Origin of the sequence: Yersinia mollaretii ATCC 43969, from assembly GCF_013282725.1 — a bacterium.
GTDB classification, from domain to species: Bacteria; Pseudomonadota; Gammaproteobacteria; order Enterobacterales; family Enterobacteriaceae; genus Yersinia; species Yersinia mollaretii.
The window spans coordinates 3410877-3433607 of sequence record NZ_CP054043.1; the positions used below are offsets into that span (position 1 = coordinate 3410877).

Genomic DNA, 22731 nt, shown 5'->3' on the forward strand with positions numbered 1-22731 from the left:
TATAAAAATTTATTTGGGGTATAAAGGGATGGTTCCAATAAGAAAGGATGTTCGCAGAACTATTATTTTGAGTAGGTTAGGCAATGAGCGAATTAGAAGAGGCGGGAAATATCAATAACGTCATAAAACTCATTGTTTTTAGAGGGATAACTCCACCTCTAGCTTGGTTATACAACCAATACATGCAGGAACAATAACGATGAGTAACCCAGATGCCCAAAAATCGATCGGGGGTAAAACACTATGTGTATTCAGTAATAAGATTTACAGTTTTCAACACGTGGACAAGGGGGCATGTCCTTATTCCAAAACGTTTGATATGAAGAATAGTAATTATTAACCTTTATATCCAGACAGACTTGGAGTCTCGACTATCTACAAGAAGATGGTCAATATCCAAGAGTGTCCCTTGTAGTTGCTTTGCGACCAGACAAATTAAACGCTATCAATACAATCAACTACCGGTAGTAAGTCTTTTATTGTTGGGGGGTGGGCATATATATCAGTCATCCCTAAATTACGAGTTCGGCTATGCCCTACAACAAATTGAATTAATGCAACGTTAGCAATAACAGTTATAGCTTTGCTGATGAATGTATGACGTAGACTATGAATGCGTCGTTTTAGCCCAGACTCATCATGATCAGGAATCTCAAGTTCTCTCATTACGCTCACCCATAGATTAGTAGTAGTTGTGTAATCCGGTAAATCGCTAAAAATCTGATCACTATGGGATAAGGTTTCAATCCGTTTTAATAATGCTTCCTCTATAGATTTATGGATCGGAACATTCCGTTTTGCGTGTTTTGTCTTACCACCTTTGATGGATATATAATAACGACCGGTATCGTCATTTTGTTTTATACTTTCTTTACGGATATCGGCTATTTCGCCACGGCGAGCGCCAGTATAGATTAGAGTAAGGAAATACAATTTCCGCCGATCATTATAAGGTAATTCATTGAGATAACTTTTGAGTTTGATCATTTCTTTAGCGCTATAGTATCCACCTCTGTTCGATGTAACTTCATAATTGATACCCTCAGTAGGAGACTTTAAAAGGATGTCTTTCTGGCCTACCAGATAGGTACTGAGCAACGAGCGCCAAATTTTGAGGTGTTTATAAACGTGTTCACTTGAAATCAGGTCTTCTTCTGGCACATCGTAGTCATCTCTTTTAATAAGCCCGATACATTCAAGAAGGGACATACTGTTATAAGGTTTTATAGTGCGTGATGGTAGATTCTTAGCAACTTGTAGCGCCTCGCGTATATGTTGCTTGGTTATTGCATCTACGGGGATATCACTTACAACAAAAAGTAAAACCTCATAGAAGCGCTGATTCTCTTTAGCAACAGGTAATCGCCAGTGCTTTCCTTTTTCTTCGACAAACATCTGCCATGCTGCTGATAACGTGATCGCTGGATTAATGCTTAATTCTGGGGTACTTGTTACATGGTCACGTTTTATTGAATTGTGGCTTAAATGTGATTCTGTAGATAACTGAGATTTCAGCGAGTTGACTAACTGTTCATACTTAAGAAAATCACCATTATAGAAGGCTTGGTATGCCTGATATACCTTGCTCTTAGACATATCTAACTTAGTGGACGCTTCAGAAATTTCGTTCAATAAAGACGATGGGTCAATGTTCTGATGTTGAAAGTGACTTTTGATAAGTTTTACTGTGCCATCGTTGCCTTCAAATACCCATGATTGAGCAGCCTTAGCATATTCGTGTGCTTGTCCTGCCGTATCATCTGGCTTGCTAATTGGTGTTCCCATCTCCTTTGCTAGTCTGCCGAGTTGGGGGATGTATTCAGCCTCAATTATATCGGCCTCAAGCGTTCGAAATAGAAAAGTGTCTAAATCTTGTTTTGTCAGGTCTGTCATGCCATTTAACTTGCTCTTAAAGGCTTCTACGGACATAGCACCGGATTGTACTAATGGAATATATGGTGATATTCGCGACATCATTGCTTGGGCTTGTCTCAGGCTATCTGTCCCTAAAGATAACCGTATGGATTTAGTGGAACCTTTCATCTTAAAATTAGTGTAATATGTCTGACCTCGAAGCATCAGGTGTGACAGTTGGTGTGACACTTTATTTGACATGCTTTATTCCAAAAGGTTTTACAATCCAATGAGTTGATGTGCAACATCGCGTAACTTGTTGATGATACGATTATATACGACGCCTGTGAAGGCGACATTAGAGGTTGCTCAATGAGCGAGAAGTCAGAAGACCAGAAATTACCAAATTCAAAGCCACAAAGCCCTAAACCGCAGGGCGCTAAAGTTGTGGGTGAAAAATTACAGAAAGTCTTGGCTCGAGCCGGTCATGGTTCGCGCCGGGAAATCGAAACAATTATCCAGCAGGGCCGCGTCAGCGTAGATGGTAAAATATCCACGCTGGGTGATCGTGTTGAAGTGACCCAAGCCACTAAAATCCGCCTTGATGGCCATCTTCTTTCTATTACAGAATCTGAAGAAGCCGTATGCCGTGTTTTGGCCTATTACAAACCGGAAGGCGAACTTTGTACCCGTAATGACCCTGAAGGCCGCCCAACGGTATTTGATCGTTTGCCTAAACTGCGTGGTTCGCGTTGGGTTGCGGTTGGCCGTTTGGACGTCAATACCTCAGGTTTATTACTGTTCACCACCGACGGTGAACTGGCCAATCGCCTGATGCATCCGAGCCGCGAAGTTGAGCGTGAGTATGCTGTGCGGGTGTTTGGTCAAATTGATGATGAAAAAATCAAGCAGTTGAGTCGCGGCGTGCAATTGGAAGATGGTCCTGCGGCATTCCGCACCATTAGCTTCCAAGGCGGCGAAGGGCTTAACCAGTGGTATAACGTCACCTTGACCGAAGGGCGTAACCGTGAAGTTCGCCGCTTGTGGGAAGCCGTTGGCGTGCAGGTTAGCCGCCTGATTCGTGTGCGTTACGGTGATATTAATTTGCCAAAAGGTCTGCCACGGGGTGGTTGGACTGAGTTGGATCTGAAAGCAACCAACTACCTGCGTGAATTGGTTGAGCTAGATTCTGAAACGGTCAGTAAATTGCCCGTTGAGAAAGATCGCCGCCGAGTGAAAGCCAACCAAATTCGTCGTGCGGTTAAACGCCACACTGAAGTGGCTGGCCGTCAGGTCGCAGGCCGTCAAGGTTCAGCCCGCAAAGGCTCTACCCGTCAAAATGTAGGCAGTGCAGCGCCAGCCGCGACGACCAATCGCCGCGGATCAAATAAGCGCGGGTAAGTCATACCATTGGAAGACGTAATTCTCTTCCCATCGGTCTAGATTCTAGCGCATATAAATAGAAGAGAAGCCGCAGGATTGCCACTGCGGCTTTTTATTATATTGATAATGAGGGGATAAGGCATTGTTTGCCAAATTACCAATCAATCCCTTGCTGAGCCTTAATTCCGGCATCAAAAGCATGTTTTACTGGCCGTAGCTCACTCACGGTATCGGCCATTTCCAGCAGGTCACGATGGCACCCACGCCCCGTAATAATCACCGTCTGATGAGCAGGGCGCTGCTTGAGCGCATTAACAACTTCATCCAGCGGCAGATAATCATAAGCCACCATATAGGTCAGTTCATCCAGCACCACTAAATCCAATGTGGGGTCCGCCAACATACGTAAAGCGTGCTGCCAAACCCCCTGACAGGCAGCGGTATCGGTCTCTCTGTTCTGGGTGTTCCAAGTAAAGCCTGTCGCCATCACCTGAAATTCAACCCCATGTTGCTGCAACAAATTTTTCTCGCCGTTCGGCCACTCGCCCTTAATGAACTGAATGACGCCCGCTTTTAATCCGTGGCCGACCGCACGAGTCACAGTACCAAAGGCGGCGGTGGTTTTACCTTTGCCATTGCCGGTGAAAACAATCATGATGCCGCGAATTTCCTGCGCGGCGGCAACCCGCGATTCAACTTTTTCTTTTATTTTTTGTTGGCGCTGCTGGTGGCGTTCTTCAGACATAAAACATTCCTTTTACTCTGCGGGGCCGGGTTTGCGGCCAGGTTGTGCATCAAAGCTGATTCCGGTTTTTCTCCGGCTATCATCGCCCATCAGATAAAGATACAGCGGCATAATATCTGTCGGTGTTTTTAATTTTCTCGCATCTTCATCAGGGAAAGCTGTCGCCCGCATCTGCGTTTTGGTTCCCCCCGGATTGATGCAATTCACCCGGAGATGAGTGTGTTTATACTCTTCGGCAAGGACTTGCATCATGCCTTCAGTGGCAAATTTGGATACGGCATAAGCTCCCCAACCCGCGCGACCTTGGCGTCCGACACTGGAACTGGTGAAGACCAGCGAGGCACTGGGGGATTTCAGCAACAAAGGTAGTAATGCCTGAGTAAGCATAAATGTCGCATTAACATTCACTTGCATAACCTCTTGCCAGACAGCGATATTTTGCTCGGCCATCGGGGCGATATCACCCAACAGGCCCGCATTATGTAGTACGCCATCCAAATGAGGAATCTGTTGGCCTAGAGTATCCGCCAACTGTTGGCAATCTTGCGCGGTTGCCTGTAACAGATCAAGTGTCATTACCGTCGCAGGTAAGCCATTCGCAGCAGCAATCTCTTGTTGTACGGCGATTAATTTGCTTTCGGTGCGGCCCACTAAAATCAAGCGGGCACCAAAACGCGCATAGGTCAGCGCGGCTTCACGACCAATGCCATCACCTGCACCAGTGACTAAAATACAGTGGTTATCAAGCAGGTCATGTTTAGGTTGATAGTGCATAATTATTCCTCTTACTGGCGGCGGGCATTTTACCCAAGCATGCCGCGATATCTCTTACATTCTTATATTTAAGCGAAACCAATGCAATTTTTCATTTGCGCAAGACGGCAGCGCAGTGGTTCGCTAGAATGCAAGTATCTCTCTAATAGCAGATGAATAAAGGCGGTATTTGTGGAGTTGATTTCTCTGTACGGACTGTTTCTGGCAAAAGTAGTGACCATCGTGATTGCGATTGGTGCGGTAGTTTTACTGATTGTCAGCCAAGGGATGAGGAAACAAGGGCAACGGGGAGAACTAAATCTGGTTGATCTGGGTGAGCAATATAAGGAAATGCAGCGCGAAATGCGGCTTGCACGCATGAGCCACGGGGAGCAAAAAGCCTGGAGTAAAGAGTTTAAAAAGCAGCAAAAAGCAGATCAAAAGTTGAAAAAGCAGCGCGCCAAAGCGGGGGCTGTGGCGGCGATAAAACCTTGTCTGTATGTGATTGATTTCAAGGGCAGTATCGATGCGCACGAAGTGACTTCATTACGTGAAGAGATTTCGGCAGTATTGGCGGTGGCTACCGCGCAGGATGAAGTGCTGCTCAGACTCGAAAGCCCCGGCGGCGTGGTACACGGCTATGGTCTGGCAGCGTCACAACTTGAGCGTTTGCGTCACAAAGGCATTCGCTTGACAGTGGCGGTCGATAAAGTGGCGGCCAGTGGTGGTTATATGATGGCCTGCGTAGCTGATCGTATTATCAGTGCGCCTTTTGCCATTATCGGTTCCATTGGCGTGGTGGCCCAAATTCCAAACTTCCACCGCTTGCTTAAAAAGAACGATATTGATGTAGAGCTGCATACCGCCGGTGAATTTAAGCGAACCCTGACGCTGTTTGGTGAAAATACCGAGCAAGGGCGTGAAAAATTCCGCGAAGATCTGAATGAAACCCATCTGTTGTTCAAGCAGTTCGTCCAGCAACAACGCCCATCGTTGGATATCGATGCTGTCGCGACAGGTGAGCACTGGTTTGGTACGCAAGCCAAAGATAAAGGATTGGTTGATGCGATTGGAACCAGTGATGATTTACTGATTGCCGAAATGGATAACCACGAGGTGATTGGTGTGCGTTATTCGCGCCGCAAACGTCTGATGGATCGTTTTACTGGCAGTGCAGCAGAAAGTGCTGATCGTCTGTTATTACGTTGGTGGCAACGTGGTGAGAAGCCGCTGTTATAAATAGAGGTAACGTCATTTATAACTAATCAATCAGGGGGCTTGGCCCCCTGTTTTTTTACGCCCAACGGTGAGCAATTTCAGTCAACAATGGCTATCAATCGACTAAATGATATTTGGCAGACAAGACGTGAGCCAAGTGTTTAAACATATTAAATACTGCCGTTGTTTTTGGCGTTGGCAGGCCATCTGCATCAAGGAAAAACTCCCCGCGAAAAACTAACACCGAGCCTTTTTGCTCAACCTCAGTTGCCAGCATACCGTGCATATAATCTTCATGTTGACGAATAATCTCATTGGCTTCTGCCAATAACTTATTACGCTCAATGGGTACTGTGTTTCCGAGCATGATATCTCCTCACTACCATTATATTTCCTCATTACAAGGCAATTTCTCTCACTATTGTACTGCGGGTTAGCATTTGTTCGCAAACAGGCTAAGGTTTATTCGAGCCTTTCGCCGTTTTGTTGCCACTATTGGATAAATACAGATTCCTGGCTAATTAGGTTGCGTAGCGCTTTTTATCAGGTACAGTGTGGGATTTTATACTATTAGGTGGAAGGTTTTGTTGACGCCATGAGGCAGAATTCACTGCTGTAACACTGGGCGCAGGCAAAAATTTTGAGGGTTCACCCGCTAAGATTCGGAACGCTATTTTGTTACCTAATCAAAAAAACAGGTTGATCTCCTGAGAAAGTACCGCAATATAAAAAAGAGATACAGAATGCCGCGGTACGGCAAGATAAAACCCTTCTTTTAGAAGAAATAATTTAGGTAAAGGTAATTATGGGTAAAGCTCTAGTAATAGTTGAGTCCCCGGCAAAAGCCAAAACTATTAATAAATACTTAGGGAATAACTACGTGGTTAAGTCCAGTGTCGGTCACATTCGTGATTTGCCGACCAGTGGCTCAGCCAGTAAGAAGAGCGCGACCTCAACTGAAGATAAAGCCAAGAAAGCAGCGGACAAACCCAAAACCAAAGTAAAGAAAGACGAAAAAGTTGCCTTGGTCAATCGCATGGGTGTCGATCCTTATCATGGCTGGAAAGCACAGTATGAAATTTTGCCCGGCAAGGAAAAAGTGGTTGCCGAGCTGAAAGCATTAGCTGAAAACGCTGACCATATCTATCTCGCAACCGACCTTGACCGCGAAGGAGAGGCGATTGCCTGGCATTTGCGGGAAGTGATTGGGGGTGACGATAAGCGTTTTAGCCGTGTGGTATTTAACGAAATCACCAAAAACGCGATTCAGCAGGCGTTTAATCAACCCGGTGAATTGAATATCGACCGAGTTAATGCCCAACAAGCCCGCCGTTTTATGGACCGGGTCGTGGGGTATATGGTCTCGCCACTATTGTGGAAAAAAATTGCTCGTGGCTTGTCAGCCGGGCGCGTGCAGTCCGTTGCCGTGCGTTTGGTGGTGGAACGCGAACGTGATATCAAAGCATTCGTTCCCGAAGAGTACTGGGAACTGCATGCTGATTTGTTGGCGAAAGGTGAAATTCCGATTCAAATGGAAGTCACCCATGCTCACAATAAGCCGTTTAAACCGGTCAATCGTGAACAGACCCATGCTGCCCTGAGCTTGCTGGAAAACGCCCGCTATAAAGTTCTGGATCGTGAAGATAAGCCGACCAGCAGCAAACCCGGCGCGCCGTTCATCACCTCCACCTTGCAGCAGGCTGCCAGTACCCGCCTGAGCTTTGGTGTGAAGAAAACGATGATGATGGCGCAGCGCTTGTATGAAGCGGGCCATATCACCTATATGCGTACTGACTCCACCAATTTGAGTCAAGATGCACTGAGCATGGTGCGCGACTATATCGGCGATAATTTCGGCGATAAATATTTGCCACCTGCGCCGAATCAATACAGCAGCAAAGAGAACTCGCAAGAAGCGCATGAAGCAATTCGGCCATCGGATGTGAATGTGCTGGCTGAGCAGTTAAAAGATATGGAAGCCGACGCCCAGAGGCTATATCAGCTGATTTGGCGTCAGTTTGTGGCTTGCCAGATGACACCAGCCAAGTATGACTCCACCACGCTAACCGTGCAGGCGGGTGATTTCCAACTGCGCGCCAAAGGCCGTACTTTGCGGTTTGATGGTTGGACTAAGGTGATGCCCGCACTGCGTAAAGGCGATGAAGACAGAACCTTGCCAGTGATTGAAGTCGGCAGTGAACTGGATTTACAGAAACTGATCCCAAGCCAGCACTTTACTAAACCACCGGCGCGTTACAGTGAAGCGTCGCTGGTCAAAGAGCTGGAAAAACGCGGCATTGGTCGCCCATCCACTTATGCGTCGATTATCTCGACCATTCAGGATCGCGGCTATGTGCGGGTAGAAAACCGCCGTTTCTATGCAGAGAAAATGGGCGAAATCGTCACCGACCGGCTGGAAGAGAACTTCCGCGAGTTGATGAATTATGATTTCACCGCACGCATGGAAAGTGGTCTGGATCAGGTTGCCAACAATCAGGCAGAGTGGAAAGCCGTGCTGGATGGCTTCTTCGCGGAATTTAGCGAACAGCTTGAAAAAGCCGAGAAAGATCCTGAAGAGGGCGGTATGCGCCCGAACCAGATGGTCATGACCAGCATCGACTGCCCAACCTGTGGTCGTCAGATGGGGATTCGTACTGCCAGCACCGGAGTATTCTTGGGCTGTTCCGGCTACGCATTACCACCGAAAGAGCGTTGCAAAACCACCATTAATCTGGTGCCGGAAGCGGAAATTCTGAATATTCTGGAGGGCGATGATGCAGAAACTAATGCATTGCGCGCCCGCCGTCGTTGCCAGAAGTGTGGCACCGCGATGGATAGCTATCTGATTGATAACCAGCGTAAATTGCATGTTTGTGGTAATAATCCGGCATGTGATGGTTATGAGATAGAGCAGGGTGAATTCCGCATCAAAGGGTATGAAGGCCCGATTGTTGAGTGCGAGAAGTGTGGTTCTGAAATGCACCTGAAAATGGGGCGCTTTGGTAAGTACATGGGCTGTACCAATGACGAGTGTAAAAATACCCGTAAAATCTTGCGCAGTGGTGAAGTTGCACCACCGAAAGAAGATCCGGTTCCACTGCCAGAGCTAGCTTGTGAGAAGTCCGATGCCTATTTCGTATTGCGAGATGGCGCTGCGGGTGTGTTCTTGGCGGCCAATACTTTCCCTAAATCGCGCGAAACTCGTGCACCGTTGGTCGAAGAGTTGGTGCGCTTTAAGGATCGTTTACCTGAAAAATTACGCTATCTGGCTGATGCGCCAGTGACGGATAAAGAGGGTAATAAAACGATGGTGCGCTTTAGCCGTAAAACCAAGCAACAGTATGTTTCATCTGAAAAAGAGGGCAAAGCGACCGGTTGGTCTGCTTTCTATGTTGATGGCAAATGGGTTGAAGCGAAAAAGTAAGTACCTGAGTGGTTCGATCGCGTTTATGTAGGTACATGCTTGCATATGAAATACTCAGTACCGCAAGTAAAAACCAGCCTTTATGGCTGGTTTTTTTATTGGGCTAATCTACCCAAGTGCTTTATAGTCTTAGTTAATCCATTGGAATTATCGATCTTTGGCCGCCATCTACATGACAAAAAAAATAGTATTTTTATGCTGATGCTCTCTCCAAGTCACAAGGGTCTATACAGCCACGGATGAAGTGATATAGTTATCCGGTTATATAAAATATTTTTTTATCACCTAAAGTTATTATAGGGTCAATGCGGGCCCGCTTGGGATTATGCAGTTATGGGGTTCAATTAATAACGTCTCGGCATACCGGGTGATATCGATATACCAAGCTGTGGGCTTCCCACAGTGTTCAACCTAGGATGGTATAGCTATGAAATTGCAGCAGCTTCGTTATATTGTTGAGGTGGTCAATCATAACCTTAACGTATCGTCCACCGCTGAAGGTCTGTACACCTCACAACCGGGGATCAGTAAACAGGTCAGGATGCTGGAGGATGAGCTGGGTATCCAGATTTTTGCCCGTAGTGGTAAACATCTGACGCAGGTGACCCCAGCAGGGCTAGAAATCATTCGAATAGCCCGCGAAGTTTTGTCAAAAGTGGATGCGATCAAAGCGGTTGCTGGTGAACACACCTATCCAGATAAAGGTTCTTTGTATGTCGCAACGACGCATACTCAGGCACGTTATGCATTGCCGAATGTGATCAAAGGTTTTATTGAGCGCTACCCGCGTGTGTCATTGCATATGCATCAGGGGTCGCCGACACAAATTGCCGAGGCCGTCTCCAAGGGCAGTGCGGATTTTGCTATTGCCACTGAAGCGCTACATCTCTATGACGACCTGATTATGCTGCCATGTTATCACTGGAATCGCGCGGTGGTGGTGAAGCCCGACCATCCCTTGGCAGGTAAATCCCATGTCAGCATTGAAGAGCTAGCCGCTTATCCTATCGTGACCTACACCTTTGGCTTTACTGGCCGCTCGGAGCTGGATACTGCGTTCAATCGTGCCGGTCTGACACCCCGCATTGTCTTTACGGCGACGGATGCTGATGTGATTAAAACTTACGTGCGCTTGGGATTGGGAGTGGGGGTGATTGCTAGTATGGCGGTTGATCCGATTCAAGACCCTGATCTGGTCACGGTCGATGCCCGTGATATCTTTACCTACAGCACCACCAAGATTGGTTTTCGTCGCAGCACTTTCCTGCGCAGTTATATGTACGATTTTATTCTGCGCTTTGCACCGCATCTGACTCGTGATGTGGTGGATAAAGCGGTTGCCCTGCGCTCCAATGAAGATATCGAGGCGATGTTTAAAGATATTAAATTGCCGACTAAGTGAGACTCCTGCCGATTTAAATAAAGCCCCCAACAAAGGGGCTTTATATTTTTCTAGCGTTTCTTATTGGCTTGAGCGAGTACAGAACCCGCCAACGTTTTAGTCTGTTCACTGTACTTAGGGCTTGCCAGAACTTGTGATGCCACATCTTCCATATGTGCGCCGGTTTGGTTATCTGTTCTGGATTGGGAAAGTGCTGACCCTGCCAGACTCTTTTGGATAGCGGAAGCATTAGGATCTTTCAATATTTGTGCTGCCTGTGAAGCTACAGATGCAGATGTTTTCTTGGTATTAGTCATATTTATTTATCTCTTGTTATATATATGGCGTGACTTATACAGTGTTACTGTTTAATAAATAACACTATATGTTGCTTTAACTGTATTTAAAAAGCAGTAATAGGGTCAAGTTAAATCTCTGATTAACTCTTTTAATTCATTAGTTTTATTAAGCGATAAATAAGTTTATATAGATAAATATTGCATAAAATAATCAAACGAGTTCGTGTCTAAATATTTCATATAAAATTAAAATTCGGCAAATATAGAAATATTAATTTAATTCACATATGACCTCGACGAGTACTGGCTACTCTCGTTTCCACCTATCGCGACCAAAGATCGCCATTGTTGCCAAAATGTTAACATTTCTTTGTGTTATATTTAATCCAGACCACATAATTTTAAGGGGATACACCCCTTGAGATGAATGCTGGCTTAGAACACATATAAGAAACAATGGAGGCACTATGTCGTTGGATCTGCGAAAAACGAGTATGGCCAAGTTGGTTGCCCTAAATCACGAATATCACTACTACAGCCTGCCGCAGTTGGCGGCAGTGCTGGGGGATATCGGCCGCTTACCTAAGTCACTGAAAGTCTTGCTGGAAAACCTGCTACGCCATCTGGATGGTGAACAGGTTCAGGAGGCGGACCTTAAAGCCATTGTTGCCTGGCAACAAACAGGTCATGCCGATAGAGAGATCGCTTATCGACCCGCCCGCGTATTGATGCAGGATTTTACCGGCGTACCTGCCGTGGTCGATCTGGCCGCGATGCGTGAAGCGGTCGCACGCCTGGGGGGCGATGTGGCGCAGGTGAACCCCTTGTCACCCGTGGATTTAGTGATTGACCACTCGGTGACGGTCGATGAGTTTGGTGATAAAGCCGCGTTCGGTGAGAACGTCCGCTTAGAGATGGAACGTAACCACGAGCGCTACATCTTCCTCCGTTGGGGGCAAAAAGCCTTTAGCCGCTTTCGGGTTGTGCCGCCGGGCACGGGTATTTGCCATCAGGTTAACTTGGAATATCTGGGGCAAACCGTTTGGCACGAACAGCAGGGTGATAAACGTGTCGCCTATCCTGATACGTTGGTGGGGACGGACTCCCACACCACCATGATCAATGGCTTAGGGATTCTTGGCTGGGGTGTCGGAGGGATTGAAGCGGAAGCGGCGATGCTGGGCCAACCTGTCTCAATGCTGATCCCCGATGTGGTGGGCTTCAAAATGACCGGCAAAATGCGCGAAGGGATCACCGCCACTGACTTGGTGCTGACCGTCACGCAAATGCTGAGAAAACATGGCGTAGTGGGTAAGTTTGTTGAGTTTTACGGCGACGGTCTGGCGGATTTACCGCTTGCGGATCGTGCCACTATTGCCAATATGTCGCCGGAATTTGGTGCCACCTGTGGTTTCTTCCCCGTCGATGATGTGACGCTGGGTTACATGCGTTTAAGTGGCCGCAGTGATGAGCAAATTGCTTTGGTTGAAGCTTACAGTAAAGCGCAAGGTCTATGGCGCAATCCGGGTGATGAACCCATGTTTACCAGTCAGCTATCACTGGACTTGAGCACTGTTGAAGCCAGTCTAGCGGGGCCGAAACGTCCTCAGGACCGCGTAGCACTGCCAAAAGTTCCGCTGGCATTTAAGGCTTTTGAAGAGCTGGAGTTCAATAGTCAAAAAGATAAAGTGGCTCAGGTCTCCTTCACCCTTGGGGGGGAAACTCATGAATTGGCACAAGGTGCGGTGGTGATCGCAGCCATTACCTCATGTACCAACACCTCCAATCCGAGCGTGCTGATGGCGGCGGGGCTATTAGCCAAAAAAGCGGCAGAGAAGGGGCTAAAAACTAAACCTTGGGTGAAAACTTCGTTGGCCCCCGGTTCTAAAGTGGTGACGGAATACCTTAATTCTGCGGGATTAACCCCTTATTTGGACAATTTGGGCTTCAATCTGGTGGGTTATGGCTGCACCACCTGTATAGGTAACTCTGGCCCATTGCCGGAACCAATAGAAAAAGCCATCAAAGCCGGAGACTTAACTGTCGGTGCGGTGCTCTCGGGGAATCGTAACTTTGAAGGGCGCATTCACCCGTTGGTGAAAACCAACTGGCTCGCCTCACCGCCGCTGGTGGTCGCCTATGCATTGGCCGGAAATATGAATGTCAATTTGACTCAAGACCCGCTGGGTCACGATCCTGAGGGTAACCCGGTTTATTTGAAGGACATCTGGCCGAGCGGGCTTGAAATCGCCAAAGCGGTTGAGGAGGTCAAAACCGACATGTTCCGTAAGGAGTATGCCGCCGTGTTTGATGGCGACAAAGATTGGCAGGCGATTCAGGTCGAAAGCACATCGACTTACGATTGGCAAAATGAGTCCACTTATATCCGCTTACCGCCTTTCTTCAGTGAGATGAAAGCCTTACCTGAGCCCGTTCAGGATATCCACCATGCCCGTATTTTGGCGATTTTGGCTGATTCAGTCACCACTGACCACATTTCACCCGCAGGTAATATCAAGTTGGACAGCCCTGCGGGCCGTTATTTGCGCGATCGCGGGGTCGAAATCAGTGAATTCAACTCCTACGGTTCACGTCGGGGTAACCATGAAGTGATGATGCGCGGGACATTCGCCAATATCCGTATTCGCAATGAAATGGTGCCGGGTGTCGAAGGGGGGATGACCCGACATATTCCGTCGCAGAATAAGATGGCTATCTATGATGCGGCAATGCGCTACCAACAGGAAAATGTGCCACTGGCCGTTATTGCGGGCAAGGAGTATGGCTCGGGTTCCAGTCGCGACTGGGCAGCCAAAGGGCCGCGATTATTGGGGGTTAGGGTGGTGATTGCCGAATCATTTGAACGCATTCACCGTTCTAATTTAATCGGCATGGGTATTTTACCGCTCGAGTTTCCACAGGGGATAAACCGTAAAACACTGGGTTTGGCAGGAGACGAATCCATTAGTGTCAGTGGGTTACAAAATCTCTCCCCTGGGCAGACCGTGCCGGTGACCATAACCTATGCTGACGAACGACAGCAAATAGTCAATACTCACTGCCGTATCGATACAGGTAATGAATTGGCTTATTTCGAAAATGGCGGCATTTTGCATTACGTAATTCGTAAAATGTTGTAGTTTTTAGTGACACTGTCACTGCGATATCGTGACGATAAAAAGGGTGATTGAGAAATCACCCTCCACACTCTGCAACGGGTTGGCACCACATCACTTAGTCAATAAATGGCCCATTTTAGCCGCTTTGGTCGCCATATAGTGTTCGTTTTTCGGATTCCGGCCGACGATCAGTGGCACGCGTTCGACGATATTAATCCCCGCTTCAGTAAGAATCTCGACCTTCTTCGGGTTGTTTGTCAGCAAGCGCACGGCCTTAACGCCCAATAATTTATACATATCTGAACACAGGGTGAAATCGCGTTCATCGGTGGCAAAACCGAGTTGATGGTTGGCTTCAACCGTATCAGCGCCCAGATCTTGCAAGGCATAAGCGCGAATCTTATTCAGCAAGCCAATGTTTCTGCCCTCCTGACGATGATAGATCAGCACGCCACGGCCCTCTTCGGCAATATGTGCCAGTGCAGCTTCTAGTTGAAAACCACAGTCACAGCGCAGGCTAAACAGTGCGTCACCGGTCAGACACTCAGAATGAACTCGGGAGAGCACAGGCTCTTCGCCGCTGATATCACCAAATATTAAGGCCAGATGGTCATGGCCAGTGGCCAACTCTTCAAAACCAACCATCAAAAAATCACCCCAAGGGGTGGGTAATTTGGCTTCTGCTACACGTTTTAGCTGCATCTTACTGTTCATATTATAATTTCAGCCCCTTAGGGAGTTTGTTGCTATCCTACTGTGGATACCCGCTCTAATCAGCGATCTACCCGATACATCTTTGTCTTAGGGATAGAATTAAATAAAAAATCTCGCTGCAATTATTAGCTATATTGCCATAACTTCCGACGGACTGCTGTTCAACAAAGCAGCGATAAGCCAAGAGAACATCTCAGGTGGGAACTTATTTCGATAATATGAAAAAATTGTTTATATTATCAATGGCTAGGGAAACTTATACTATATCGCTATAGCATCGTTGCAAATTGTGCTATCACCATGGTTTATAGAATGTGGACGTCGCCAGAAAGGATCTCAGATGTGGAATATAGCAAAACGCATTAGTGCAGGAACATTTATCTTACTGCTGCCAACCCTTGTTATCTGGTTAGCTGGCTGGCAGTGGCAACCCGGTGGTAATGAAAGTTGGCTGAAAGCGCTTTTCTGGATCACAGAAACCGTGACTGCGCCATGGGGGATAGTGACCAGCGCGTTACTCAGCGGCTGGTTTTTGTGGTGCTTGCGCTTTCGAATTAAGCCAGCCATTGCCTTGCTGGTGATACTGGGCTGCGTCATTCTTGTAGGTCAGGGCGTGAAATCATTGATTAAAGAGCAGGTGCAAGAGCCTCGACCTTTTGTGGTATGGCTGGAAGCTGAACATCAAATTGATAATCGCTATTTCTATTCATTACCCCGTGCTGAACGCAGTGCATTGGTCAAGCAGCAATTGGAGAGCCAATCCCTTATTCCGCCGTGGTTAAACAGTCACTGGCAGTTTGAAACTGGCTTTGCATTCCCGTCAGGTCATACCGTTTTTGCTGCCAGTTGGGCACTGTTAGCGGTGGGTTTGTTATGGCCGCGTCGGCATTACAAAACGGTTATCATTCTGATGCTATGGGCGCAGGGTGTCATGATGAGCCGCTTGGTATTAGGTATGCACTGGCCACGGGATCTGGTGGCGGCGACGCTGATTAGCGGGTTATTGGTCGCGATTGTTTGTAGTTTGGTGCAACGTTGGTTAGGTCCGCTCACGATTACACCGCCAGAACAGCGTGAAATCGAGCAGCGAGAGCATAAGGAAGACTAAGCGATTAGCCCTCCGGCCGCTTAAAAAATTATCGATTAGCGATTGAATCGGCGCTTTATCTTGGTGCAGGGTTCTTTGCTGAGTAAGGAAGTGCTAATTTATTAAGTAACGACGCCACATTTTTGGCATAATTCATCAGGTTGATTCGGCCTTTAGGAAAAAACGTGAAATATTTGCTAATTTTTTTGTTAGTGCTGGTGATTTTCGTGATTTCAGTCACGTTAGGGGCGAATAACGATCAGGTTGTGACCTTTAACTATTTATTGGCTCAAGGCGAATATCGGGTATCTACGTTATTGGCAACGCTTTTTGCGGCGGGTTTAGTGCTGGGATGGGTTATTTGTGGGCTTTTTTATCTGCGAGTCCGCATTTTACTGGGCCGTGCAGAGCGGAAAATTAAGCGTCTTGAATCACAGCAAGAGCCACCGACTGAATCCCGTGCAACTGTGCCTACAGCCGCTGTCAGCAAGGAATAATTTTCTATGTTAGAAATGCTGTTTCTGCTGTTGCCCGTCGCGGCCGCTTATGGCTGGTATATGGGGCGTAGAAGTGCTCAGCAGGATAAACAGCAGGATGCCAACCGCCTGTCACGCGAATATGTGGCAGGGGTTAACTTCCTTCTCTCCAATCAGCAAGATAAAGCGGTTGATCTGTTTCTTGAAATGTTGAAAGAAGACAGTTCAACGGTTGAAGCACATCTGACGCTCGGCAATCTGTTTCGTTCACGTGGCGAAGTTGACCGCGCTATCCGCATCCATCAGGCATTGATGGAGAGCGCCTCCCTGACATTCGAACAACGCCTGCTGGCTATCCAACAGCTTGGTCGCGATTATATGGCGGCGGGTTTTTATGATCGTGCCGAAGATATGTTCAATCAATTAGTTGAGGAGCAAGACTTTCGGCTCGGTGCATTACAGCAGTTATTAGTCATTTATCAGGCTACCAGTGATTGGAATAACGCTATTGAAGTGGCGGAAAAACTGGTCAAGATGGGCAAAGATAATCAGCGTCTAGAGATAGCTCATTTTTATTGCGAACTGGCACTGCAAGCCATGGGAAGTGATGATTTGGATAAGGCGATGGGGTTGCTGAAAAAAGCGGCCTCTGCTGACAAACAGTGCGCCCGCGTGTCGATCATGCTAGGTCGGGTGCATATCGCCAAGGGCGAGTATGCCAAAGGGGTGGAAGCGCTGGAGCGCGTGCTGGAGCAAGATAAAGAGGTGGTCAGTGAAGCACTGCCGATGCTCAATGACTGCTACCAACACTTACAGCAGCCTGAAGCGTGGGCTAATTTTCTTAAGCGCTGTGTCGAAGATAATACCGGTGCAACGGCTGAATTGATGCTGGCAGAAATTCTGGAGCAGCATGAAGGCCGTGATGTGGCCCAAACCTATATTAACCGTCAATTGCAACGCCATCCGACCATGCGTGTTTTCTATCGTTTGATGGATTATCACTTGGCTGATGCAGAAGAAGGGCGAGCGAAAGAGAGCTTGCTGTTGCTGCGGGATATGGTCGGCGAACAGATTCGGACCAAACCCCGCTATCGCTGCCATAAGTGTGGTTTTACGGCTCACTCACTTTACTGGCACTGTCCGTCTTGCCGTGCTTGGGCCTCGGTTAAGCCTATCCGTGGGCTGGATGGCCAATAATAATACCCGTCATCTTTCAAGTTGCCGGTGTGTTGGCCGCGTTCGCTTACCCGAATCACTGACTGATGTCAGCTCATCGGGATGCACTCACTTGCCGCCTTCCCGCACCTCGAAATCTATTGGGTACGCGGCAATAAAGGAGTGGGTCACTTACTTTTTCTTCGGAGGAGCTTTCAGTAATTGGCGTAGTTTCTTCAACTCTTTCTGGCTTAACGGCTGCTCTGAAATCTCTTCTACACCTTGGTTATCAATCTCTCCGTGATGCAATTTGGCCTCTTTACGACTGCCTTTGGTACTTTTAACATCAACCTCAAAACTTTGTTCTAATCTTTCGCAGACTTCGGTACTGAGAGAAAACTGTTTTTCTAAGGCGGCCGCTTTGATTTTCTCTTTTAATTCCAGAGGGATTTTAATGGTTAATGTCGATATCTCGCTCATTATATAACCTTCAACTTAGGGGAAAACACCAAGCTAAGCGAGGGAAGAAGAACTGTCTAGGGGATAACACAACTGTCACAAAAAATTCACATAAGAAAATGCCAAAAGAGCGCTTTTGCACTCTTTTGGCGGTAGACACAGACTTAACCCGAGGAAGGGTAAGACTTAACGATAAATGACAGCGGTACCGTGCAGTTTGTTATTGCCGGTAGCTGAGGTAATCAGGAAGGAGGTTGCACCAGCATCTTCAGCTTTCTTCGCCAGCGCATTCTCTAAATCAGTCAATGTACCGGCACTGCTTGCTGAAACTACGCCAATTTCATTCAATCCAGTTGATGGTGAATGCTGAATTTGTGTTGCTGCAATGCTTGCAAATGAGGCGAAAGAGAGCCAATGCGGGAACGATGTATTTGATGCTTTTCATGTGAAACTCCATTTATGACATATTATTTGTATAGTTAAGGTTTGACTTATTTGTTTGCCAGACAATCAATGTCTTGCGATGGAGTGAATGATACCGCATTGGCATTGAATGAAAATCACAAAGAACTGATGATATCAATCAAATTATCTGATTAACAATTTACGCTTCTTGAAACTAGTTTACTTAACTCTGGGTATGCTGCTGGCGCCCGCTTGACGTCAATTGACCCATCCTGCCAAAGCCTGACACAACAGTGGCAAACGCCGTGCTGCCCGACCGCTGTAATTTCAGTGGCACACCCTGTAGAATGTCAGTGTTATCCTTATTTTTTGACTGAAAAAGGCTTAAAAATGACGTCTGCAACTAAAACTAATAACAGTGGCTCGATCTCCTCTCCCATCGTGGTTGCACTGGATTATGCTAATAAAGACGCTGCGTTAGCCTTTGCTGATCGTGTTAATCCACGGGATTGCCGGTTAAAAGTGGGCAAAGAGATGTTTACCTTATTTGGCCCGCAACTGGTGCGTGATCTTCAACAACGCGGTTTTGACGTCTTTCTCGATCTGAAATTCCACGATATTCCCAATACCACAGCGCACGCCGTCGCCGCTGCCGCAGAGCTTGGCGTATGGATGGTGAATGTCCATGCCAGTGGTGGTGCTCGCATGATGACTGCCGCGAAAGAAGCGCTGTTACCTTATGGTCCACAAGCCCCCTTGCTGATTGCCGTGACGGTATTAACCAGCATGGATGGCGAAGATTTGCGTGATATCGGTATTAATATCAGCCCAGCTGAACATGCAGAGCGGTTGGCGAAACTGACATGGGATTGCGGTTTGGACGGCGTAGTCTGTTCTGCCCATGAAGCGGTACGCTTGAAACAGGTATGTGGCACAGATTTTAAACTGGTGACGCCAGGGATTCGTCCGCAGGGCAGTGAAGCGGGTGATCAGCGCCGAATCATGACCCCCGAACAGGCTGTTGTCGCGGGTGTAGATTATATGGTAATAGGCCGCCCGATCACCCAATCACCTGACCCAGAAAAGACGCTGAGTGACATTCTGGCCTCACTGAATCAGGTGGCATAATGAGCAATGATAATAGCCGTCTGGTTTATTCAACTGGCACTGGCCGCATCAGTGAACCTGAGGTTAAGACTGAACGGCCAAAAGGTGATGGTATTGTTCGCATTCAGCGCCAAACCAGTGGTCGCAAAGGAAAAGGCGTCAGTTTGATTACCGGCATTGACGGCAGTGATGACGAGCTAGAGAAACTGGCGGCTGAGCTGAAGAAAAAATGTGGTTGCGGTGGCTCGGTGAAAGAGGGCGTCATTGAGATTCAGGGCGATAAACGCGATCTGTTAAAGCAACTGCTAGAAGCCAAAGGAATGAAAGTTAAGCTGGCGGGTGGCTGAGTTAATACCACTGAGAATATTATAATAATCACGGCGCTTATATTTAAGCGCCGTATGTAAAGTAACGTACAAGCGCTACATCGACTACATTTTATCCAAAGTAATTGAGTCTGTGCCTAGGCAGCAAACGAATGAATCCCAATGAGCTGACTTATGTCAGTGATTCGGGTGATAGAGTGTAGCTAACAACGGCACAGCCCCAAGTACGAAGGATAAAGTTATTTGCCGACCTGATGGCCAATAACCCCACCAATCGCGGCCCCGCCTAATGTCCCTAACGTACTGCCCGTCAGTACCGCACCACCTACCGCACCCGCACCGGCACCAATGGCGGTATTACGGTCACGTTTGGACATGTTTGAGCAAGCAGACAGTGATAAGGCTAGCGTGAGTGCTAATGCAGCGGTCGCAAAACGTTTAGTGTTCATCATAGCAATTCTCCTGACGTTAGCTTTCGGTACAGATAGATCAGGTGATATACATTGAATGTATATGTCCTGATCTATCTGTGCCGAATTGAACTGACCCTACTAAGTATAGGCGTTGTATCAATTTTAGCCGCAGTCTCAATGTGTAAGTGTTTAGAATAAAAAATGCCGTTTAGGCTTAAATTCGGAATTATTACTGAAAAGTCCTTTTGTCACCGATAGAAACAAGTATAAATCTCCGAGTGTTATTTAATAGGTGAATAGTCTTAATTTGGCTGGGTGAAGGGACTAATTAGGCATTATCCGAGTTGAAAGACACGATTAACTCATTGTCTGTGCTAAATAAAATATGACTCTTTGACACATACAACTCTCAGTGTGTGCTTTCCAGCCGATCCTTACGCAGTTTATAGCTATTTATCCCATACCTGTTCTGAGCTGTGGCGCTGAAAATGAGTCAAATTCAGTTATTCAGGATATGACGATGCTCAACGAACTGAAACAGCAAGTCCTTACCGCTAATCTGGCTCTGCCACGCCATAATTTGGTGACATTCACTTGGGGCAATGTCAGCGCCGTTGATCGACAAAGTGGTTTGCTGGTCATCAAACCTTCCGGCGTGGAATATGATGTGATGACACTGAATGACATGGTGGTCGTGGAGTTGGATACCGGTAAAGTGGTTGAGGGCAGCAAAAAAACCTCGTCAGATACAGATACTCATCGAGTGCTTTACCTTAATTTTCCGCAAGTGGGCGGCATTGTTCATACCCATTCACGCCATGCCACCATTTGGTCGCAAGCTGGGCTGGATTTACCCGCATGGGGCACGACACACGCTGATTACTTCTATGGCACCATTCCCTGTACCCGCCAGATGACCTCCGAGGAGATTGCCGGTCGCTATGAGTGGGAAACGGGCAATGTGATTGTCGAAACATTTCATGAACGGGGTATTAAGCCAGAAGATGTGCCTGCGGTTTTAGTCAATTCGCACGGGCCGTTTGCTTGGGGAAGCAGTGCGGATAATGCGGTTCACAATGCCGTGGTGCTGGAAGAACTGGCCTATATGGGGATTTTCTCCCGCCAATTGAACCCACAATTAGGTGACATGCAACCGCAACTGCTGGATAAACACTATTTGCGTAAACACGGGAAAAATGCTTATTACGGGCAGTAAATGCTGAATGGTTAAGGAGACCCGTCCTCAATCTTGCACGGGTTTTTCCAGCCATAGTACCGAGTCAGTGATGTCCAATACCTTTGCTTCTACTTGGGCAATGGCATCATTAATGCCTTGGTTGTAGTAGTGTGCGCCTAACTCACGGCTGATAAATTCGAGTAAAAACTCCGCGTCAAAATCCTCCAGTTCAATGCTGTGTTCTTGCTCCAAATAGCGCTGAATTTTCTGCGCCATACGCTGTGTTTGCTCACGCGTGAAAATAATGTCTGCCACTGTGTGACTCCGTTAATCTGTGTTATTCACTGAGGATATCGACTTGGATGCCTTCGGCCATCAACTGCTGTTGATAGTCAGCGGGTAGGCGGCTATCGGTGATCACCCGGCTAATGGCGGATAGCGGCGCTAATGGGTATTGATGGACCAAACCAAATTTTGAGGCATCGGACAAAATGATATTCTCAGCACCTTTGGCTAACACGCTATTGATGACTTCCGCGCGCAATATATCGCGCCCAGTAAATCCGGTATCGATTTGATAGCCATCAATGCCGATAAACGCCTTACTGAAATGGACATGGCGCAGGCAGAGTTGCGTCAATGGGCCAACCATACTGTCACTTTTTTTCTGATAAATGCCGCCGAGCAGAATGACTTCACAAGCAGAATCTTTTAATTGGCGGGCAATGTAACCGCTGACGGTCACCAGTGTGATCCCTGGGCGTTGAGCCAGATGATGCGCTAGCAGAGCATTGCTACTGCCACTTTCGATAAAAACCGTCTCACCGTCATTGACCAGCGAGGCGGCATAATGGGCCAATTTTTGCTTCATCGCAAAATGGGTCATCATGCGGACATCCACATCGTCGCTCTCAAGGGCCGCCGCTGAACCGTGGACACGTTTGAGTAAGCCTCGTTTCTCCAGCACGTTGAGATCCTGTCGGATAGTCACCTCAGAGACATGGGTAACCTGCGCCAACTCATTGACGCTGATTCGTTTCCGGTCATTGACCAATTGTAAAATTGCCTGCTGTCTTGGGTTCATGGTGTTCCAGAGGGATAAATGTACTGAATAGTCATGCTGTCAATGATAGCGGTACGCTAGCATGGGTAAATAATACCTTAAATAGCACGGATAATACGCGGTATTCCTAAGGTAAAAGTGAAGCTCACCACAACGCGGTCAGTGACTTATTT

General features: G+C 47.3%; 21 protein-coding genes and 2 pseudogenes. 12 read left to right on the forward strand and 11 right to left on the reverse strand.

Annotated features, from left to right (window positions below; all coding sequences use genetic code 11):
- Nucleotides 1-435: 435 nt before the first annotated feature.
- The gene (locus HRD69_RS15240; protein ID WP_004876206.1) at nt 436-2115 is read right to left on the reverse strand and encodes a tyrosine-type recombinase/integrase; all 1680 of its coding nucleotides are present in this window, start codon (nt 2113-2115) and stop codon (nt 436-438) included.
- 111 nt (nt 2116-2226) lie between these two features.
- Here HRD69_RS15240 and rluB point away from each other — a divergent pair, with 111 nt between their 5' ends.
- On the forward strand, nt 2227-3255 hold the full coding sequence (gene rluB / locus HRD69_RS15245; protein WP_004876205.1) for a 23S rRNA pseudouridine(2605) synthase RluB: 1029 nt from the start codon (nt 2227-2229) through the stop codon (nt 3253-3255).
- A gap of 136 nt (nt 3256-3391) precedes the next feature.
- On the opposite strand, the gene cobO is transcribed toward rluB, so the two are convergent.
- Together cobO and HRD69_RS15255 are read right to left on the reverse strand one after the other, a co-directional pair.
- Nucleotides 3392-3982, reverse strand: a complete 591-nt coding sequence (gene cobO / locus HRD69_RS15250; protein WP_004876204.1) for a cob(I)yrinic acid a,c-diamide adenosyltransferase — start codon at nt 3980-3982, stop codon at nt 3392-3394.
- A 12-nt stretch (nt 3983-3994) separates the two neighbouring features.
- Entirely contained in the window at nt 3995-4756 is a 762-nt protein-coding gene (locus HRD69_RS15255; RefSeq protein ID WP_004876203.1) for a YciK family oxidoreductase, read from the reverse strand.
- A 171-nt stretch (nt 4757-4927) separates the two neighbouring features.
- Here HRD69_RS15255 and sohB point away from each other — a divergent pair, with 171 nt between their 5' ends.
- Complete coding sequence (gene sohB, locus HRD69_RS15260; protein WP_004876202.1) at nt 4928-5974, forward strand: protease SohB; 1047 nt, start codon at nt 4928-4930, stop codon at nt 5972-5974.
- 94 nt (nt 5975-6068) lie between these two features.
- On the opposite strand, the gene HRD69_RS15265 is transcribed toward sohB, so the two are convergent.
- A complete protein-coding gene (locus HRD69_RS15265) occupies nt 6069-6320 on the reverse strand; it encodes a YciN family protein (protein WP_004876201.1) in 252 nt (83 codons plus the stop codon).
- A 3-nt stretch (nt 6321-6323) separates the two neighbouring features.
- On the opposite strand from HRD69_RS15265, the pseudogene HRD69_RS20860 reads away from it, so the two are divergent.
- The 3 genes and pseudogenes from HRD69_RS20860 to cysB form a co-directional block, all read left to right on the forward strand.
- A pseudogene (locus HRD69_RS20860) lies at nt 6324-6524 on the forward strand (hypothetical protein); the annotation flags it as partial.
- A 234-nt stretch (nt 6525-6758) separates the two neighbouring features.
- Nucleotides 6759-9377 carry a type I DNA topoisomerase gene (gene topA / locus HRD69_RS15270; RefSeq protein WP_004876200.1) on the forward strand — a complete coding sequence of 873 codons (2619 nt, stop codon included), beginning with the start codon at nt 6759-6761 and terminating at the stop codon, nt 9375-9377.
- A gap of 427 nt (nt 9378-9804) precedes the next feature.
- Nucleotides 9805-10779, forward strand: coding sequence for an HTH-type transcriptional regulator CysB (gene cysB / locus HRD69_RS15275; protein ID WP_004876199.1), 975 nt, complete (start codon nt 9805-9807; stop codon nt 10777-10779).
- Nucleotides 10780-10829: 50 nt separating this feature from the next.
- Here cysB and HRD69_RS15280 read toward each other — a convergent pair whose 3' ends face one another.
- Entirely contained in the window at nt 10830-11075 is a 246-nt protein-coding gene (locus tag HRD69_RS15280; RefSeq protein WP_004876198.1) for a hypothetical protein, read from the reverse strand.
- A 449-nt stretch (nt 11076-11524) separates the two neighbouring features.
- Here HRD69_RS15280 and acnA point away from each other — a divergent pair, with 449 nt between their 5' ends.
- A complete protein-coding gene (acnA, locus tag HRD69_RS15285) occupies nt 11525-14197 on the forward strand; it encodes an aconitate hydratase AcnA (RefSeq protein ID WP_032815084.1) in 2673 nt (890 codons plus the stop codon).
- A 90-nt stretch (nt 14198-14287) separates the two neighbouring features.
- Here acnA and ribA read toward each other — a convergent pair whose 3' ends face one another.
- Nucleotides 14288-14878 carry a GTP cyclohydrolase II gene (gene ribA, locus HRD69_RS15290; RefSeq protein WP_004876196.1) on the reverse strand — a complete coding sequence of 197 codons (591 nt, stop codon included), beginning with the start codon at nt 14876-14878 and terminating at the stop codon, nt 14288-14290.
- Between the two features lie 352 nt (nt 14879-15230).
- On the opposite strand from ribA, the gene pgpB reads away from it, so the two are divergent.
- From pgpB to lapB, 3 genes are all read left to right on the forward strand, one after another.
- Complete coding sequence (pgpB, locus tag HRD69_RS15295) at nt 15231-15998, forward strand: phosphatidylglycerophosphatase B (protein WP_004876195.1); 768 nt, start codon at nt 15231-15233, stop codon at nt 15996-15998.
- A 164-nt stretch (nt 15999-16162) separates the two neighbouring features.
- Nucleotides 16163-16474, forward strand: a complete 312-nt coding sequence (locus tag HRD69_RS15300; protein ID WP_032815083.1) for a LapA family protein — start codon at nt 16163-16165, stop codon at nt 16472-16474.
- A gap of 6 nt (nt 16475-16480) precedes the next feature.
- Nucleotides 16481-17650 (forward strand): lipopolysaccharide assembly protein LapB, encoded by a 1170-nt coding sequence (gene lapB / locus HRD69_RS15305; protein ID WP_004876193.1) that lies wholly within the window; start codon nt 16481-16483, stop codon nt 17648-17650.
- Between the two features lie 150 nt (nt 17651-17800).
- Here lapB and HRD69_RS15310 read toward each other — a convergent pair whose 3' ends face one another.
- A complete protein-coding gene (locus HRD69_RS15310; protein ID WP_004877461.1) occupies nt 17801-18088 on the reverse strand; it encodes a hypothetical protein in 288 nt (95 codons plus the stop codon).
- A gap of 165 nt (nt 18089-18253) precedes the next feature.
- Nucleotides 18254-18512: pseudogene (gene bhsA, locus HRD69_RS15315) on the reverse strand (multiple stress resistance protein BhsA).
- 350 nt (nt 18513-18862) lie between these two features.
- On the opposite strand from bhsA, the gene pyrF reads away from it, so the two are divergent.
- On the forward strand, nt 18863-19600 hold the full coding sequence (gene pyrF, locus HRD69_RS15320; RefSeq protein WP_032815450.1) for an orotidine-5'-phosphate decarboxylase: 738 nt from the start codon (nt 18863-18865) through the stop codon (nt 19598-19600).
- A complete protein-coding gene (gene yciH, locus HRD69_RS15325; RefSeq protein WP_032815449.1) occupies nt 19600-19926 on the forward strand; it encodes a stress response translation initiation inhibitor YciH in 327 nt (108 codons plus the stop codon). Before pyrF ends, yciH begins: the two co-directional genes overlap by 1 nt.
- A 218-nt stretch (nt 19927-20144) precedes the next feature.
- On the opposite strand, the gene osmB is transcribed toward yciH, so the two are convergent.
- Nucleotides 20145-20357 carry an osmotically-inducible lipoprotein OsmB gene (gene osmB, locus HRD69_RS15330; protein ID WP_004877453.1) on the reverse strand — a complete coding sequence of 71 codons (213 nt, stop codon included), beginning with the start codon at nt 20355-20357 and terminating at the stop codon, nt 20145-20147.
- Nucleotides 20358-20838: 481 nt separating this feature from the next.
- Between osmB and araD the strand changes: the two genes are divergently transcribed.
- Nucleotides 20839-21534, forward strand: a complete 696-nt coding sequence (araD, locus tag HRD69_RS15335; protein ID WP_032815448.1) for an L-ribulose-5-phosphate 4-epimerase — start codon at nt 20839-20841, stop codon at nt 21532-21534.
- Between the two features lie 27 nt (nt 21535-21561).
- Here araD and HRD69_RS15340 read toward each other — a convergent pair whose 3' ends face one another.
- Nucleotides 21562-21810, reverse strand: a complete 249-nt coding sequence (locus HRD69_RS15340; protein WP_004877447.1) for a DUF2164 domain-containing protein — start codon at nt 21808-21810, stop codon at nt 21562-21564.
- Nucleotides 21811-21832: 22 nt separating this feature from the next.
- Nucleotides 21833-22579, reverse strand: coding sequence for a DeoR/GlpR family DNA-binding transcription regulator (locus tag HRD69_RS15345; protein WP_004877445.1), 747 nt, complete (start codon nt 22577-22579; stop codon nt 21833-21835).
- Nucleotides 22580-22731 lie beyond the last annotated feature (152 nt).